Origin of the sequence: Aurantiacibacter sediminis (genome assembly GCF_016019885.1) — a bacterium.
Taxonomy (GTDB): Bacteria; Pseudomonadota; Alphaproteobacteria; order Sphingomonadales; family Sphingomonadaceae; genus Alteraurantiacibacter; species Alteraurantiacibacter sediminis.
The window spans coordinates 419,104-435,145 of record NZ_JAEANY010000002.1; the positions used below are offsets into that span (position 1 = coordinate 419,104).

A 16,042-nucleotide genomic window follows, 5' to 3' on the forward strand; every position below is an offset into this window, starting at 1 on the left:
GATCATGTGGACCATTCACTTCTTCACCCTGTTTTGCAGCGCAATCCTGCTGATCTACCTTTTCAAGCGGGGTGGGTACGTCGAATTTCCCTTCCTGGCTGCGATGATGCTGCTCGGATGGTTCGTGCCCCAGCTCTATATTTTTGCATCGAACAGGACTTATGACAGCTTTCTAATCGATCCGCTGGTGATCTTCGCTGCGCTGTCCGTCGGTGCACTGCTTTTGGGATGGCAGTTCGGTCGGTCATGGGGACTGAAAGCCGCGAATAATGCCGAGACGGAGCGTTCTTTTGACTTTCGCACAGATATTTCATCCGACACCATCACGCTTTGGCCTCTGGCTTTGCTGACTGTGTTCGTGATTATCATTCAGGTGCTCGTGCTCAATATTCAGCAGTCGACGCTGGAAAGGGGCGGGCCGACGGGTGTGATCACGATCCTCGCGTTTTTGGCCGATTTGCGTTCAATCGGCCTGGCGTTCTCCCTCATCCTGTTTCTCAGCCGTCCGAGCATGCCGGTTCTGGTTCTCTTGCTAGGCAATTTGGCGTGTTTCTTTCCCTCCATTGTCTTGCAGGTAAAGCGGAATGACATTGTGGAGGTATGCTTTGTCGTCATCGCATCGTACTGGCTTGTGAAGCGCAAACTGGTTCCGCGCCTTCTCATTGCGGCGGGGTCGGCAGGGATCCTGGTGCTGGTGAGCTCAATTTCCCAGCTCCGCCGCATCACCGGCTTTGAAACCACGCAGTTCGGCGAACGGCAGGTCGCAATGCCATCGTTTTCAGACATCGCCGAAATCGACTTCATGCAGGGATTGAAGGACACCTTCACGAGCGCCTCTCTAGAGGTGCAAAACGCCGCTTACTTCATGAATTATATCAACGAAAATTCGATGTGGAGTTATGGCGGCCAATTCTGGAACAGATTGGTGAAGCTCTACGTCCCCGGACAGTTCGTGGGGCAGGACACGAAGGACTCGCTGTATCAGGGACTGTTCCTTTACGGCGAGGAATTCTCGCGCACATTCTACCAGCGTAGCGAGGGCTCGACGATCACCGGCTTCACGCAGGCTTTTGCCGATTTCTCCTATGCTGGCTGCCTAGTATTTCTCGTGACGGGCTTTTTCATTGGCCGCGCTTTTGGGTCTGCCCTTACAGGATCCCTGACGGCTGCTGTTTTCTACATCGGCACCACAGTTGTGGCGCTTCATGCGCTGACACACGATTCCTACTGGTATCTGGCTTTCGCTCCCTTCTACTTGGCCATCGCTTGGTTGCTCATTCGTTTTTCACGCCGAGACACGTATATGCGCACCGTGGTTCAGGCCCCTGCTGCAATCTAACTTGGTGATCTTTCATGCGTTATCTTAGCGCCGCTCGTGGTTTGCGCCGTTGGCTATCACGTCAACCTTCCTTGTTTTTCCCCGTGGCGCGCATGACGGGTAATCGGCAATTGATGCGCGCGAACACGCAATTGGTGGTCGACGGTTACCCGCGCAGCGCCAATTCTTTCGCCGAGGCGGCATTTCTCTACAGCCAGGATTTCGACCTGCGTATGGCCAACCACTCGCATAGTGCAGCACAGATTTTGCGCGCGAGTGAGCGGGGTGTGCCTTGCGTGGTGCTCCTGCGCCAGCCTGAAGACGCGGTCGCATCCATGATGATCATGCTTGCCACTGATGATGATAATCCCGAATTTGTTACGAGCGATCTCGCCCTCGATGCAGCGCAGGCGGATATGCACTTGCGGGATTATGCCGCGTTTTATGAGCCGATTGAGAAACACTCGCAGGCCTTTGTCACGGCAGAATTCTCCCAAGTCTTCAAGCGCTTCGATGAGCTTGTGGAGATTGTCAATCGGAAATACGCGCTCCACCTGTCAGTGCCCGAAAATGATGATGATTTTGCCGAGGGTGTCGCCATCACGCGAGATGAAATCAGCCAGGCGAGGGTAGGGCTGACGCCAAATTATTCCGCTGGTTTGGGCGAGGAGCAGATTGCCGCGCGTAAGGCTCTCAACAGCAAGCTTATTGCCGATATCAAGGAGCGCAATTCTCCGGCCCTCCAGGCAGCTCAAGCGGTTTATCGGCGAATGAAAGCGAAGGCCGAACTGGCTTGAGCGCGATGACCGGGTCGAAGCAACTTTCTGTCGGGATCGTCACGGGTTCGGTCTCTCATCGCGCAGGTGGCCTTTTCACTTCTGTGCGACGCTCAGCGCAAATGCTTGCCGTGCAAGGGTGTGATGTGACCGTCTACGCTATGCGTGATGGGTCCACGGAAGAAGACCTTGCGGCATGGCAACCGCTCGATCCTGTGATTGTCGAGCGCAAAGGTCCCGAACGTTTGGGCTATGGGCCGGATCTGGCGGGCGCGCTTGCTGACCATGATGTCCTGCACCAACACGGCATCTGGCAGCTCTTTTCCACGGCGGTGAATAGCTGGCGGCGGCGGACAGGCGCGCCGGTAATGATCTCGCCGCGGGGAATGCTGGACCCGTGGGCCCTCAAAAACAGCCGACTGAAAAAGCGCATATCTTATGCGGCTTTCGAGCGACAAAACCTGAAGAGTGCAGGATGCATGCACGCGCTGGCATTGTCCGAAGCGCGCGCCATGCGGCAATTCGGCCTCGACAATCCGATCGCTATAATTCCCAATGGCATCGATCTGCCCACTGACATGTCGGCTCCACCGGTCTCGAAATATGGCGAAAATGAGAGCGCGAGAGAGACGCTGCTTTTCCTCGGACGCATCCACCCGAAAAAGGGGTTGCAGGAGCTTCTCCTCGCTTGGAGAGAATTGGCATCCCGCGACCCGGACATCGTCAATCGTTGGCATCTGCAAATCGCGGGCTGGGACGATGGCGGGCATCTGGATGGCCTGCGCAGTCTTGCTAGCGAGCTTCCCAATAGTTGCGAAGTCAGCTTTCCCGGGCCGTTGCATGGAGAGGCCAAGTCACAGGCTCTGCAGTCAGCCGATGCGTTTATCCTGCCTTCCTATTCAGAAGGGCTGCCGATGTCCGTTCTGGAGGCTTGGGCGTTTTGTCTTCCTGTCCTGATGACCGAGGAATGCAATTTGCCCGAAGCATTTGCGCATGACGCTGCAATCCGCATTCACCGCGATCCGCAGGTCCTTGCAGCCGAATTGGCGCAGCATCTAGGCGATCCAAAGCTTGGCGAGACGGGAGAGAGGGGCAGGCAACTGACCGCGGAGCGGTTCACCTGGCAGTCTATAGCGAGCCGTCACATCGAGGCCTATCGATGGATGAAAGGCGAGGGCGCCAAACCAGACTTCGTTCTCGCCCAAGGGGAGCCAGTCCCCGCGTCGCTCTAGGTCGCGTCAAGCAGGCTCGATCGCAATCCGCTCAATCGTGAGTGCGTCGGAGCTCACGGAATTGGAATTGGGCACATCAACCTGCAATTCGAAGGCCGAGCAGCCACCCGGCGCGATCGAAAATGGTGCGGCAAATTGGCGACTTCCCGGTTCGATATTCAACCTGAGGGGCCTGCCGCTGCCGGTCTCGCAGCGAAGGAGGATATCGACGGAAAATGACGCGACATTTTCCGTGTTCGCAACAAGACGATAATCGCCCGGATCGTCTACATAGACCAGACGAGATGCGATGAGACCGCCGCCGCGCACCAGCGGGCTGATCGTCATGCGCGCGGGGTCCTGTGTCATCACGACCTGCACCCCGCCACGCGATCCCGATTCCCAATCGATCGGTGCAAGCGCGCCGCCATTGTCAGGGGTTCGCGATGCCAGGAGGTTACTACCCGGAGCAAAGGGAGCGCCACCGATGCGGCTATAATAAGCGAAAGCATCCTCGAACCGGTCTGCTCGTATCATCCCGGCAAGTACGGTCGCGTCGAACCGCTCCAGCGCTCCGGCGTTGGTGTCTTGCGCCAGACGGACTTCGGTTGCTGGCTCAATCAATTGAGCCACTGGCATCACGCCTCTCCAAAATCTTTCTTCCCACGGCGGATCGCGATTGAGCAGCGCCGCGATTTGCGGTCGCAGCTGGTCGTCGCCGATCAGGGAAATCATCGAGAGGACCAGTTGCCCCTCAAGCGAAGGATGCATTTCGATACTGCGACTGAGCAGGCTGAAGGCCTCTTCACTGCGGCCCTGGCGAGCGATCCGCTCAAGCTGCCAAAGCGAAACCATGGGATCGCGCCGGGAAAGGCTGAAAGCCGCATCGAGCATTTCCTCCATGCGTGCCTCATCGCCTTGCGCTCCGGCAGCGAGTGACAGCCCGATGACCGCATCGGTGGCAAGCGGCTCACGCGCCAATGCTTCCCGCAGCAAGGCAGCTTCATCTTCGTTTGGTGCGGCGGCCACGATGTCGGCATCTGCGGTTTCGCCTTCCAGAGCAGCGCGCGCTGCTGCGGATTTGCGTCCGATTTCAGCTAGCTCGAAACCATTACCGGGCCATTGCAGGGCGGTTTGCGCCTCGCCTGTACTGCGCGCGACCCCGATGCGCGAGCCTTGCGCGAGGAGAACGGCAATAATGACGCAGAACAGCCCGAAGATGGCTTTGCGCAGCATTAGCTCGCGCCCAATGCGCCGCGTTGCGTATCTTCATCCGAACCGGCGCCATAGCCATAGCCATATCCATAGCCATAGGCTTCCCGCGCTTGATCAAGCTTGGTGACCAGCACGCCGAATACCGGAATGTTTGCGCCACCCAGGCGCGCGAGTGCGTTTTGGACCGGGCGGATTTTCGTCGCGTAAGCCTGAACTACCATGATGGCGCCGTCTACATGAGCCCCGATAAGGGCGGCATCCGCCAGTGAGAGCAATGGCGGACCATCGATTACGACATGATCATAGCGCTCGCGCAGCATGGAGATCAGCGCAGGGAAGCTTTCGCTTGCGAGCAAGTCACCCGCATTGGGCGGCTTCGCGCCGGCATTCATCAGGTCGAAATGCAACTCGTCCGAGCCAGGGCTGAGGTCGAGATTGTCGAACGCCGCATTGCCCGTCAGCACTTCGGACAGGCCCGGCCGATTGCCGACAGACATGGTCTTGTTCATCCGGGATGCGCGCATGTCTGCATCGACAAGAATGACCGTGTGACCGGCACGCGCCAGAAGCTCAGCAATCATCACGGATGAGAAGCTTTTGCCTTCGCCAGGCCGTGTACTCGTCATCATGAAAGCACCCGGCGCACCGCGATCTGTCAACAGGTTCAGATTGGTGCGGTAGGTGAGATAGGATTCGTATATCTCGGAGAACGGATCGGTCGCGGCATCGACCAGATCGGCATCGGTTTTCGGGATGCTGCCGAGCAGGGGAAGGCCGAAGACGTCATCCACATCCGTGGGGCTCTGGATCGTATAGTCGAGCTGTTCGCGGATATAGACGAAGCCAGCAGCAGTGAGGCCGCCAAGCAAGAGCGAGAACAGGATGATCGTCGGCCAGCTCGGGACGACCGGAGAATTCGGTACCTGCGCGCGGTCGACAATAGCGATATTGTTGTTGCCGACACCTGCAACGCCGATTTCCTTGAAGCGCTGAAGCGTGCCTTCATAAAGTTCGCGGTTGGTATCAACTTCGCGCTGGAGAATGGCATACTGGATGCCTGCGCGCTGCTGGCCGACATATTCATTGGTCAGCTGGTCGACCTGAGTCTGAAGTTCGGACTCACGCAGGCGCGCACGGCGCAGTGTTGCAGAGTTTTCGGTAGCGATGCGTGAACGCTCGCGCGCAATCGCCGCATCGATCGCAGCGATCTGGGATTCGATCTGCCGGGCCTGCGGATAATCGGGAAGGAACGTTTCGGTCAGGCTGTCATATTGTGCCTGCAATTCCGCGCGGCGGCTTTCCAGCGTGGTGAGCGCACCTGCGCTCGCATTCGCGCTGGGAATGTCGGCGCCGCCTTCCAGCTGGCTTTCTGCGGTGATCCGCTCAGCTCGCGCCCGCGCCAATTCGGCGTTCAGTGCCTGAAGGTTGCTGCCGGCAAGCGTCGTTCCGCCCGAACCTGCGCCTGCTTCGTCTTCCTCGCCCGTGAACGTCACGATGCCTTGATCAGCCGCATAGTTCACGAGCTGGCTTTCGGAATCTTCGAGCCGCTGGCGAAGTTCACCCAGCTGGTCTTCGAGATAATCGCGCGCGGCATTGGTCGACGAAAAGCGCCGATCGAGATTGCCGGCGATAAACTGTTCCGCCCATGCATTCGCTACATCTGCCGCGAGGGTCCTGTCGGGACTGCGATAGGAAATACTCACCAGCGAGGACAAGCCAACCGGGGCAATGCCAATCTGGCCGCGCAACCGTGCACCGGCCCTGCGAAGTTGCGTCTGCGGGTCAACAGCGGCCTGCAATCCCTCTTCGCCTTCTTCCAATGCGCCCATGAAGCGCGGATCGTTGAGCAGGTCCAGCTCCAGCACGACGCGCTCTGCCAGCGTCTGCGACTGTAAAAGCTCGTATTGCGTCTGGTAATACATCGGATCGCGCAGATCGATTTCGCTGGTCACGCCTTCGACTTGCGTAACGTTATCCTGCTGGCGGCTGATTTCGATCTGCGATCGCGCTTCGTAAAGCGGCGTTGTCGTCAGCCCGATGATGATTCCGAGGATCAGTGCAGCAGCGATAATGGCGAGGATCCACCACCGGTTCTTGCGGATGCCCCGCATGACATTTTCGATAATTTCGCGAACGCTGAGCAGAAAACCGCCATCTGCGCCCTGAGCTGTCGTCGTGTTTGTCAGCATCGGGCCGCTTTTCGCATCGGCAGTACTGGCAGTCATCTTTTTGCTACTTCCGTTCCGTATCGCATTAGCTGCGGGCGGGGGGGGCAGGTGTCCTGCATTGGCCTTCGCGGCCACCAGTTCGAAACTGTCCGTCGTCTCGCTACTGTGGCGCCATTGGCGGTCAACACATTTATCTGACGTGCATCAATCCCCGAAGTCCCGTCGCTCCATAAAAAATCCCGGTCTGGCAGCCTTTGGCTTTTTCGCCCAAATCAGCGTGCCTGACTTGGTCCGCGTTTATCGAAAGGCACAGGCTTAAGCAAGGCTAGTGCCAGCATGCTCGCCGCCATAAGTGACGGAACACGCAAGGGGTAATCGACCGCGCTGCCGAGCACAATCAGGATCAGGAAAGATGCTGCCGCTGCCGCCTGAATGACATAAGTGCCGTCGCGCTGCATGACCGCCGAGCGCATCCCGCGAAGCTGCATCGCGCCCCACAAGGCCAATGCGACGAACAGGCCTGCGCTCACAATGCCGCCTTCGATGATGATCTGCAGCCAGTCATTATGCGCATGGTTGAGATAGGTCGGCGCCAGAAGTTCGTCGGGTTCGAAGATCTTGTAGACGTGCTCAAACGAGCCGAACCCACTCCCGGACACGGCGAAGCGTTGGGACATTTCCAGCAAGGTGGGCAGCACCGCTATGCGCAGCTCTGTCAGCTGGTCGACGCCGGAGAATCGCTCCGAAGCGACAGAGAAAAATAGTGCCGAACCGGCAAAAAGCGTAAGCGCAGCGATGCCACCGATGACCACCCAGCGTTTCTGCTTGGCGGTAAGCGTGCCGCGTGATCGTTTTTGATTTGCTTCAGGATTGAGCTTGGTCGCGACAAAATAGAAAAGGGCTGCTGCCACGAGCAACATCATGACCATGGCGAGAACGCCCATCCGTGACGCGCCGAGAAACAGGGGCACGATAAAGGTCAATGTCAGCGCAAGCGCCAATGCCAACTGCCCGTTGAGGCTCTTGCCGCGCAGCCAATTAGACAGGGCGAAATGCGCGGCCAGGACGATGGCTGCGGCGAGGAAGAGCGCGTTGTGATTACGGTTGGAGAACAGCCCTACCGCCTCGGTCGCATTGGTGATGCGATAGAAATAAAGTGGGCCGCCAGCGGGGCCGGCAAGCTGCAAGATACTCAGCACCGCACTGATAAACGCGAATGCGAGGAGGAGCGGGAGCATCCGGCTGCGGCCATATTGCTTTTGCATGGCAAACATCGCCAGGGCAGCTGCGGGCACGATAAGCGATGCCAAGGCGTTCCACGTCTTCGATGGCGAGAGGCTGATGGGCCGGGAAATGTCGCCCAGGCCGGCCAGCTCATCGGTCGCGGCGATCACGTCGCGCGATGGCAGCGATTGCCAGACTGATGGCGGAAGCGGGATCAGCTGCACGGCCATGATGATGGCCAGTCCCAAGAGGAATAGCATCGGAATGCGCACCTCCTTCAGGTCGCCGGGCTGGATGAAAAATGCGGCATAGCCCAGCGCCAGGGCGCAGAAGGGGCGCAATATGACCAGCGACTCGATATCCGCTCGTGACCCGCCTCCCAGGAAGAAGACGACCAGAAGAAAAATCACCAGCGCGGCAAAACGTGATTTCGAAGTTCCTAAACGACTCAGCGGTGTCGAAGCACGCATTCCCATTCCCTAACTCTCCAGGCTGCGCCAATATCTGCAGCCCGCTTTTCGAGCGCCGCGTTGGATAGAGCCTTGCCGGTTGAGCGCAAGTGTAATTGCGGCAAAGAGAGGGCCTGGACGTAGCAAGAATAGATGCGGAGAAACAGCCTCGGTGAGAACGACCTAACGCGCGCTGACGGAGCGGGTTGGCCTTCGCGTGCTTGTTGGTATAGGCGTGCGCATCGAAGTCGCACTTGCGGCGTTTTGATCGAATGCATTCTACGTTGGCTTCGCTTCAGTCTCTGCCAACGATCTGATTTTACGAATTTATCTCGCTCAGGGGAAAAACATTGGCGCGACTTTACGATAGCCGCAAACGCATTCTGGTGACCGGCGGAGCAGGCTTTCTTGGCTCACACCTCATCGATCGCCTGCTCGATCAGGGGCATGAGGTTCTGTGTGCCGATAATCTCTTCACCGGTACGAAGCGGAATATCGATCACCTGCATGATAATCCCCGCTTCGAGTTCATGCGGCACGACATCACCTTCCCGCTCTATGTGGAAGTGGACGAGATCTATAATCTCGCGTGCCCGGCGAGTCCGGTGCATTACCAGCACGATCCGGTCGCCACGACCAAGACGAGCGTCCATGGCGCGATTAACGTCCTGGGGCTGGCCAAGCGGCTGGGTGCGAAGGTGTTCCAGGCATCTACCAGTGAAGTCTACGGCGATCCGCACGTCCACCCGCAGCCCGAAGAGTATTGGGGCAATGTCAATCCGATCGGGACACGCTCATGCTATGACGAGGGCAAGCGCTGCGCCGAAACGCTGTTTTTCGATTATCACCGCCAGCACGATCTGAAGATCAAGGTCGCGCGCATTTTCAACACTTACGGCCCCCGCATGCACCACGCCGATGGACGGGTGGTGTCAAACTTCATCGTGCAGGCGTTGCTAGGTGAGCCGATCACGATTTATGGAGACGGATCGCAGACGCGCTCCTTTTGCTATGTCGATGATCTGGTCGAAGGCTTTATCCGGCTGATGAACACCGGCGACGATGTGACCGGCCCGATCAACCTCGGCAATCCGGGTGAGTTCACGATCAAGGAGCTGGCGGAAAAGGTCATCGCCATGACCGATTCGGGTTCCAAACTCGAATTTCTCGACCTGCCATCGGATGATCCCAAGCAGCGCAAGCCGGTGATCGAAAAGGCCAAGGAAAAGCTCGGCTGGGAACCAAAGGTTCCGCTCGACGAAGGTCTGGAAAAAACGATCGCCTATTTCCGCGAACGCCTGCCTGAGCTGACTGTCTAATCGACTCTTGCCGTCCGAGTCGCGCGCTTTCCTAACTGCTCGATCCTAGCGATAACAGAAATGTAATCGGGCGCCTCTTGCCGTGATGGCAGGGGCGAATTCTCATGCCGTGTCAATCATTTATACTCTCGCGTAGCTTGAGGGTGATCGGCGCGTTAACCAATAAATCATTGTAAAAATGCGACAAATTTTCACTATAACTTGATCGCTGAGCCAATCGGCGTAGGTTATCCACAGGGTCACAATTGCGAGCTTCCATCGCCACCGGAACGCCGGGCGTCTCACCGCACTACGGAGGGGTCAGTGCCTAAGCGGCTGCGCTTTATCGCCTTTGGGCGTATCGAAGTCCTGATGACAGGCGAGGGCGCTTTGCCGGTGCCACAATCGGCCGAGGGATTGATTGCGCTTCTTGCGCTCAATTCGCGAACCGGGCTCAATCGACAGCGGGCCGCAGAGATGTTGTGGCCTGATAGCGATCGCAAAAGTGCGCAGCACAATCTTGCAACCACACTCTGGCGTCTTAAAAAGCACGCGCCGCAATTGCAGGACATCGTTGCGGCGGCGGACAGGACTCGGCTCGATTTGGGAACGGATATCCGTTTCCTCACGGATCTCGAGCAATTCGAGCGCAAGACCCAGCGTTTTCTAGCGGCACGGGATGCTGCGTCCGAGCAAGACATTGCGCGCGCGGAGGCGGCGGTGGAATTGTATAAGGGCGATGCGTTCCCCGGGCTCGATTTCGAATGGGCCGTCCTTGAGCGCGAGCGATTGCGCAACCTGTTCTGCGAACTGCTCTTCGCCTTGGCGCAGGGATTTGCCGAGCGCGGCGATTACGGGCGGACAGTCCGCTATGGCGAGAGACTGGTGATGGCCGACCCGTACCGGGAAGACGTGCACCGGCTGTTGATGCGCGCCCATGTCGAGAACGGCAATCGCGCCAGCGCCATCCGGCAATATCGCATCTGCCAGGGCGAACTTGCAGAGACTTTGGGGGTGGAGCCTATGCCCGAAACTGTGGCGCTATATGAACATCTGGTGGCCCGTTCCGATCGGCAGCTCGCTCCAAGCGAGGCAGAGCGGCGGCAAACATTTATCGGGCTTGCCCGCAGCGACCTGGAAACCATCGTCCGTCGCCATGCGGCACTCCATGACCGGCTGGTACGCGTGCGGCAGCTTGTCCAGCGCGCTGAAAGCACCGGGTAAATTTGAGTGCTCAAGCTCGTGAAGGGGTGGCCGACGGCCACCTTTTTTTTGTCCAAAAACAAAGTGGTGATGCTTTGGTGATGCATCGGTGATGCCGAGGAGACGCGGTCAGTCTCATTCCACACGTTGATGAACCGCACGATTCGCCGGGCGGTGCAAAAACGGAAAAAGATGATGGGCGGAGAGACAACCCATGACCGCGACAGACGAACGAAAGGCCAGCACTTTCGTCGTTCGTCTCTGGTGCGAACCGCGCCCGGCAGGCGAACCGGAAGTCTGGCGCGGCACGGCGACGAATGTGGCGTCTTCCAATCAGGCAGGCTTTACCGACTTCGGCCAATTGCTGGCTTTCCTGGAGCGCGAGGCGGGCCTGCCGCGCCAAGCGGAGTGAACGCCTGATGCGTCCGCATATCGTCATTCGCTTGCGTCCAGATGCAGTGCCGCATGGCAGGGTTCCCTATTGGGAAAACGCAATCGGCGATCGCTCCGTGGGCGACATTTCCCTCGGCGAGAGCCTTTCCCGAACATTTGCTGAGCACGATGTCGACGTGTTGGTGACACGTGAATATCCTTCGTCCGACGGCGGGTGGTCTGCAGCGGAAAAGGCGGCAGCGCTCGATCGCATCTTCCGGCTCGTCCTGCACCGTAGCAACGCCATCCCTAAGGGCCTGCTGCGCGATATCCGTCTGCTGCCCGAAGTCGAAGAGGCCCGTCCGGGCGAAGTGGTGGCGACCGAACTGCCGCAGGCGCGCGCCATGAGCCGTCCGGGTCAGAGTCGGTCTCATGAACGTATTTCCTTGGACCGGGCGCACCAGCTGACCCGAGGCGATCCGGACCTGATCGTCGCCGTGCTCGATACCGGCGTCGATATCGGCCACCCGGAATTCGGCGGTCGCTTCGTGGCGCCGAAGGACTTTGTCGACATTCTGTCAGGCGCTGAGGAATTTTTTGGCGATGTGCTGGGCATCGATGACGATCCGGCAGACGATGTCGGCCATGGGACGCACGTTGCCGGCATTATCGGCGCTCGCGGCAATGGAATGGACCGCGGCGCTGCACCGGCTTGCAAAATCATGCCGGTGCGCGTGCTCGCTGCCATGGAACAGGGCGATCACCGCGTCGGCGCAGGCCTCGTCGACAATATCAATGCGGGCGTCAAATATGCGGTCGATAACGGCGCGCGTGTGATCAATATGAGCCTCGGCGTGCGGCATTCGGGCGGCGGATTACCCCACCGCGAAGTCGTGGAATATGCGCATGCCAAAGGCGCTACCATTGTCGCCGCCGCCGGGAATGACGGGCGTGAGGAGTTGTATTATCCCAGCGCACTGCCAGGCGTTATCGCCGTCGGGGCGGCAGGGCAACGTGAACGGGCCGCGGGTTTTTCGACTTTTGGCAGGCACGTGACGCTCGTGGCGCCCGGAGAGGATATCTATTCGACATTGCCTGACGGGCGATACGGCATGGCTTCAGGCACCTCGCATGCCGCGCCTTTCGTCGCAGCCGTCGCGGCCCTCGTGCAATCGCTCGCCAGCCGAGCAGGCGGCTTTTTCACGCCGCAGAAAGTCCACTCCATTCTTGCCCATACGGCGGACCGTTTCGGTCGCGCAAACCGCGATCGGCGCGCCGGGTACGGCATGCTCAACGCCGCAGATGCGCTGCGGCTCGCCCAGTTGGAAATCGGTGAAGGAACGCTGAGATGAATGAACTGAACGAGAAGATCCGTGTCCTCGCGGACGCTGAAGAGAGGCTCGGAGAAGCTATCGCAGCGCGCGAGGAGAAGCTGAAAGAGCTAAGCGACCAGAAGGAAACGCTCGCCGGCCATCGCGGTGAAGTCGCGCGGCTGGAAGACGAAATGGCGCAGCTGGCCGAGCGGATCGACGCGAAGGAAGGCGATCTCGAGAATCTTCGCAGCGAACGGGAAGAGACAAGGACAGCATTGGAGGAAACCTTCGCCGAGCTTGCGCAGGTGACCAATGCCAACGCCGTCACTGAAATCAATCGGCAGCTTCAGGCGAATGAAAAGGCATTCACCGCGGCCAATGAGGCTTTTGCAAGGTCCGAAACCGAACTCGCCCGGCTGGCCGAATTACGTGATCGCGCAACGACCGAGCACCGGCGGAAAATGGGCGTCGTCGAAAATGGCGAGGGCCGGGTGACGCAGGCGCGCGATGAGAGCCGGACTGCTGCCACCGCCGTCAACCAGGCCGAAGCTGCAGTTGGTGAAGCGATATCCGATCTGGCGGATGCCATCGGTTCGATCGGGAATGGCCACGTTCCGCAAATCGACCCGCAAGTCGTCAAATTGTTGTCGCAGACGGGGAAAGATCGCCGCCGCGATTTCCTCGACATCCGCACACGCTCGACTTCGCTCGACGATCTTGCCCAATCGGCTGTCGACACCCTGGCCGATGAAAGCGAGGAAATGCATCCGCGAGAGCGATTGCGCGATGTGCTTCTTGAACACGGGATCGCGACCGATATCGGCAAGGTTACTGCGCGCATCAATGGCGCGCGTCAAAGCGATATCCGCCGATCCATCACCGCCGCCGTTTTCCCGAGCTTGGTTGCACGCAGGGTGATCGATGACGGGGTCGTCAATGAAGACGCCGCGAAGGACACGATCGGCCTCGCCGATACCATCCTTCTGGATCTTGAAAGCGATCAGGGCCCGCTCGATCGCTACGCCGCGCTGCTGGCTGACAAGGCCATTTCCGACATGCGGCTGGATGCCGGACCCGGCACGCCGCAGCGCCAGCTCATCACCGCGCAATTGCGCGCAAGCCTTTAACCGGAACGCCGAGGAGATAGATCGATGCCCGGTAGCATTAATTTCACTGAAGGCCAGCTGCGCGACAGCATTCGCCATTCTTTCCATGATCTGTCGAAACTGGGGCCGATACCCGGCCGAGTGTTCGATTATCTCGCCAAGGGTGAGGTTGATGCAAGCAAGGCGACCGACGATGTCGTCGGCTTGCAAAAATCGATGTGGTCTTTCTTGCAAAGTCGCGGCGCACAGCTCGGCGATCAGCAGAAATTCGATCAGGGTGACTATGACGAGATCCTGTTCAGCGCTTATGACAATGCGCTGAGGGAACGCTCCGGCGATGGTGCTGATCCGCTCGGCCGGGTGAACAATACCGATCCCTCCAGCATCGGCTCGGGCTGGGATTTCAGCGTCGATACTTTCGACACGATCCAGAGCCAAGGCGTCCTACCTGAATCGATCCGGGCCGCCGGTGCCATCGATTACGTCTACGTCATGGGCGAACGCCTGCGCATCTTCGACATTGCAGAGGAACTGGTGCTTGGCTGGGCCAATGGCTCGATCGACATTGCAGAAGGTGCCGCGGCGGGACGGCTCTACCGCTATTGGAAACAGCTGGATGACCGCATGCCGCCGCAGGATCGCGCGATGCTGTATCGCCGGGTGTTGGACAAGGGCTCTGCCGAAGCAATGAGCGGTGCGGCGGTGAATACGAATTTCCCGGTCGTCTGGAACAAGCTGCTGGCGGAAATCGCCGATTACATCGAGAAGTCCGAGCGGATCGAGAGCGGGCTCACCGATGTCTCACCCATCAGCGCCAAGCCGATCCACCAGGCGATGCGCGAGCTGCAATACAATCTGACCGAGCATTGTACGGGCATGGCCTTCATGCAGGTGCGCGAGATGTATGCGCAATTGCAGGATGCCATCGCCATCCTGAAAGACCCGGACATCATCGCCAGCTTCGGCGGCGTGCGTCGGCGCAATCTGTGGACGGTCATCACCGAAATCTGGCGCGATGCCTATGGCACCACGCCGCCAGTATCTCCGCTGGTGAAAGTGGCAGTGGACGGCAATCGCATGTTCCAGCTGGCCGCCGATTTCGAGGAATCGACTTTTACCCCGGACGATTTGTCCGAGCTGGTCCAGGCGGGTGAGAATTACATCATCAACGCCGCGATGGCCGAGGGGACGGGCGATACCACCGGAGACAGTCCCGGCGAAGACGACTTCGACCCTGGCGGATTCGACGACGAATTCGATGATTTCTGAGTGGGTGCACTGACCCCGATGTCCACCGCTTAGAAAAAAGGCGAACCAAGACCATGAAGGATCAAGAAGCCCTCGCGGAACTCGCAATAGCCCGCACTCGTGCGGCGCTGAGCGGCTCGAAAAGCTTCCAGTCGCTGGATGTGGCCGAACAAAAACAATTGTTCGGCGAAATGTATCGCAGCAATTACGCGCAGCTCGCCGAAGCGACCGGAACGCCCGAACGGCCTGTCCGCCCACGGCGCATGTCCCGCGCACAGGCGGCGAGCGACGATATCGACGATGATCGCCATCTCAATACGCGGATTGACCAGACAGGGGATCTCGCGGGCGACTTCATCGGCCAGGTCGATTTCCCCGGATTTGTGCGCGACCTCTTGAAAGGCGTTTTCGACGCGAACCTGGAAGTCACCCTCGCGCAGATGAACAGCTATCAGGAGCTGCTGCAGACAGCGACGGCCAGCGTTTCCAAATTCGTCAATGCCATCGATGACACGGCCGCATTCGGATATCTGGCGGAGAATAATTCGGACGAATTCTCCATCGATTTCGGCGATGGCTCCGGCACGGGCGGGGAAGGCGAGGCGCAACTCACCGGCCCGACCGGAGAGCCGCTCGATATCGGCGACAATGAAGTCAAGGCACGCATCATGGATGCGAAGATCGCCATGGCCAAGGAACAGCGCGCCTTGCTCCGCGAGACGATCCTTATGGGTATCACTCGCCTGGTCGTCGAGAAAGGAAATGTAAAGGCGAGCGTCCTGTTCGATATCAAGTCGACCGAGGAAGTCGTCAAACGCGACAAGGCTGCCCAGAAGGATACTTACACCTCCGGCAGGTCCGGTCGGATGTCGACCGGGCTGATCGGCAAGCTCGTCGGTGGGGGCGGTGTCGGGCGTTCGAGCAGCCGTCGCAAGTCCAAGATCAGCATTTCGACCGTGGATTCAAAAGCGACGACGGAACTTGCAGCCAAAGTCGCCGGCTCGGTCGATATCACGTTCAAATCAGATTACTTCAAGCTCGACAATTTCGCCACGATGTACGGACCGGAAGCTGGCGGCGCGCAGGCACCGCAGGGGTCCAATGCAGGCGCAGGCGGCCAATCCGGTGGCCAATAGGGAAG

At 58.9% G+C, this 16,042-nt stretch carries 13 protein-coding genes; 10 read left to right on the forward strand and 3 right to left on the reverse strand.

Features of this window, described 5'->3' with window-relative positions:
- Positions 1-4: 4 nt before the first annotated feature.
- The 3 genes from I5L03_RS07570 (at position 5) to I5L03_RS07580 (ending at position 3,326) form a co-directional block, all read left to right on the forward strand.
- The gene (locus I5L03_RS07570) at positions 5-1,339 is read left to right on the forward strand and encodes a hypothetical protein (RefSeq protein ID WP_197921139.1); all 1,335 of its coding nucleotides are present in this window, start codon (positions 5-7) and stop codon (positions 1,337-1,339) included.
- A 92-nt stretch (positions 1,340-1,431) separates the two neighbouring features.
- Positions 1,432-2,115: a hypothetical protein gene (locus I5L03_RS07575; RefSeq protein WP_234035138.1), complete on the forward strand. Its 684-nt coding sequence runs from the start codon at positions 1,432-1,434 to the stop codon at positions 2,113-2,115.
- 5 nt (positions 2,116-2,120) lie between these two features.
- The gene (locus I5L03_RS07580; RefSeq protein ID WP_197921141.1) at positions 2,121-3,326 is read left to right on the forward strand and encodes a glycosyltransferase; all 1,206 of its coding nucleotides are present in this window, start codon (positions 2,121-2,123) and stop codon (positions 3,324-3,326) included.
- A gap of 6 nt (positions 3,327-3,332) precedes the next feature.
- Here I5L03_RS07580 and I5L03_RS07585 read toward each other — a convergent pair whose 3' ends face one another.
- From I5L03_RS07585 to I5L03_RS13445, 3 genes are all read right to left on the reverse strand, one after another.
- Complete coding sequence (locus I5L03_RS07585; RefSeq protein WP_197921142.1) at positions 3,333-4,541, reverse strand: tetratricopeptide repeat protein; 1,209 nt, start codon at positions 4,539-4,541, stop codon at positions 3,333-3,335.
- Complete coding sequence (locus I5L03_RS07590; RefSeq protein WP_197921143.1) at positions 4,541-6,745, reverse strand: GumC family protein; 2,205 nt, start codon at positions 6,743-6,745, stop codon at positions 4,541-4,543. Before I5L03_RS07590 ends, I5L03_RS07585 begins: the two co-directional genes overlap by 1 nt.
- A gap of 215 nt (positions 6,746-6,960) precedes the next feature.
- Positions 6,961-8,322: an O-antigen ligase family protein gene (locus tag I5L03_RS13445; protein WP_197921144.1), complete on the reverse strand. Its 1,362-nt coding sequence runs from the start codon at positions 8,320-8,322 to the stop codon at positions 6,961-6,963.
- Positions 8,323-8,711: 389 nt separating this feature from the next.
- Here I5L03_RS13445 and I5L03_RS07600 point away from each other — a divergent pair, with 389 nt between their 5' ends.
- From I5L03_RS07600 to I5L03_RS07630, 7 genes are all read left to right on the forward strand, one after another.
- Complete coding sequence (locus I5L03_RS07600; RefSeq protein WP_197921145.1) at positions 8,712-9,680, forward strand: UDP-glucuronic acid decarboxylase family protein; 969 nt, start codon at positions 8,712-8,714, stop codon at positions 9,678-9,680.
- 303 nt (positions 9,681-9,983) lie between these two features.
- Positions 9,984-10,883: an AfsR/SARP family transcriptional regulator gene (locus I5L03_RS07605; protein WP_197921146.1), complete on the forward strand. Its 900-nt coding sequence runs from the start codon at positions 9,984-9,986 to the stop codon at positions 10,881-10,883.
- A 193-nt stretch (positions 10,884-11,076) separates the two neighbouring features.
- The gene (locus I5L03_RS07610; RefSeq protein WP_197921147.1) at positions 11,077-11,274 is read left to right on the forward strand and encodes a hypothetical protein; all 198 of its coding nucleotides are present in this window, start codon (positions 11,077-11,079) and stop codon (positions 11,272-11,274) included.
- 7 nt (positions 11,275-11,281) lie between these two features.
- A complete protein-coding gene (locus tag I5L03_RS07615) occupies positions 11,282-12,586 on the forward strand; it encodes a S8 family serine peptidase (protein WP_197921148.1) in 1,305 nt (434 codons plus the stop codon).
- Positions 12,583-13,674, forward strand: a complete 1,092-nt coding sequence (locus I5L03_RS07620) for a hypothetical protein (RefSeq protein ID WP_197921149.1) — start codon at positions 12,583-12,585, stop codon at positions 13,672-13,674. Before I5L03_RS07615 ends, I5L03_RS07620 begins: the two co-directional genes overlap by 4 nt.
- A 24-nt stretch (positions 13,675-13,698) precedes the next feature.
- Positions 13,699-14,922 carry a hypothetical protein gene (locus tag I5L03_RS07625; RefSeq protein WP_197921150.1) on the forward strand — a complete coding sequence of 408 codons (1,224 nt, stop codon included), beginning with the start codon at positions 13,699-13,701 and terminating at the stop codon, positions 14,920-14,922.
- A 53-nt stretch (positions 14,923-14,975) separates the two neighbouring features.
- Entirely contained in the window at positions 14,976-16,037 is a 1,062-nt protein-coding gene (locus I5L03_RS07630; protein WP_197921151.1) for a hypothetical protein, read from the forward strand.
- The last annotated feature ends 5 nt before the right edge of the window (positions 16,038-16,042 follow it).

Excerpts from the sequence above, each read along its gene's own strand:
- I5L03_RS07585 (WP_197921142.1), bottom strand. The coding sequence starts at position 4,541 with ATGCTGCGCAAAGCCATCTTCGGGCTGTTCTGCGTCATTATTGCCGTT.
- I5L03_RS07615 (WP_197921148.1), top strand. The coding sequence starts at position 11,282 with ATGCGTCCGCATATCGTCATTCGCTTGCGTCCAGATGCAGTGCCGCAT.
- I5L03_RS07570 (WP_197921139.1), top strand. The coding sequence starts at position 5 with ATGTGGACCATTCACTTCTTCACCCTGTTTTGCAGCGCAATCCTGCTG.
- I5L03_RS07590 (WP_197921143.1), bottom strand. The coding sequence starts at position 6,745 with ATGACTGCCAGTACTGCCGATGCGAAAAGCGGCCCGATGCTGACAAAC.
- I5L03_RS07610 (WP_197921147.1), top strand. The coding sequence starts at position 11,077 with ATGACCGCGACAGACGAACGAAAGGCCAGCACTTTCGTCGTTCGTCTC.
- I5L03_RS07580 (WP_197921141.1), top strand. The coding sequence starts at position 2,121 with ATGACCGGGTCGAAGCAACTTTCTGTCGGGATCGTCACGGGTTCGGTC.
- I5L03_RS07575 (WP_234035138.1), top strand. The coding sequence starts at position 1,432 with ATGACGGGTAATCGGCAATTGATGCGCGCGAACACGCAATTGGTGGTC.
- I5L03_RS07630 (WP_197921151.1), top strand. The coding sequence starts at position 14,976 with ATGAAGGATCAAGAAGCCCTCGCGGAACTCGCAATAGCCCGCACTCGT.
- I5L03_RS07620 (WP_197921149.1), top strand. The coding sequence starts at position 12,583 with ATGAATGAACTGAACGAGAAGATCCGTGTCCTCGCGGACGCTGAAGAG.
- I5L03_RS07625 (WP_197921150.1), top strand. The coding sequence starts at position 13,699 with ATGCCCGGTAGCATTAATTTCACTGAAGGCCAGCTGCGCGACAGCATT.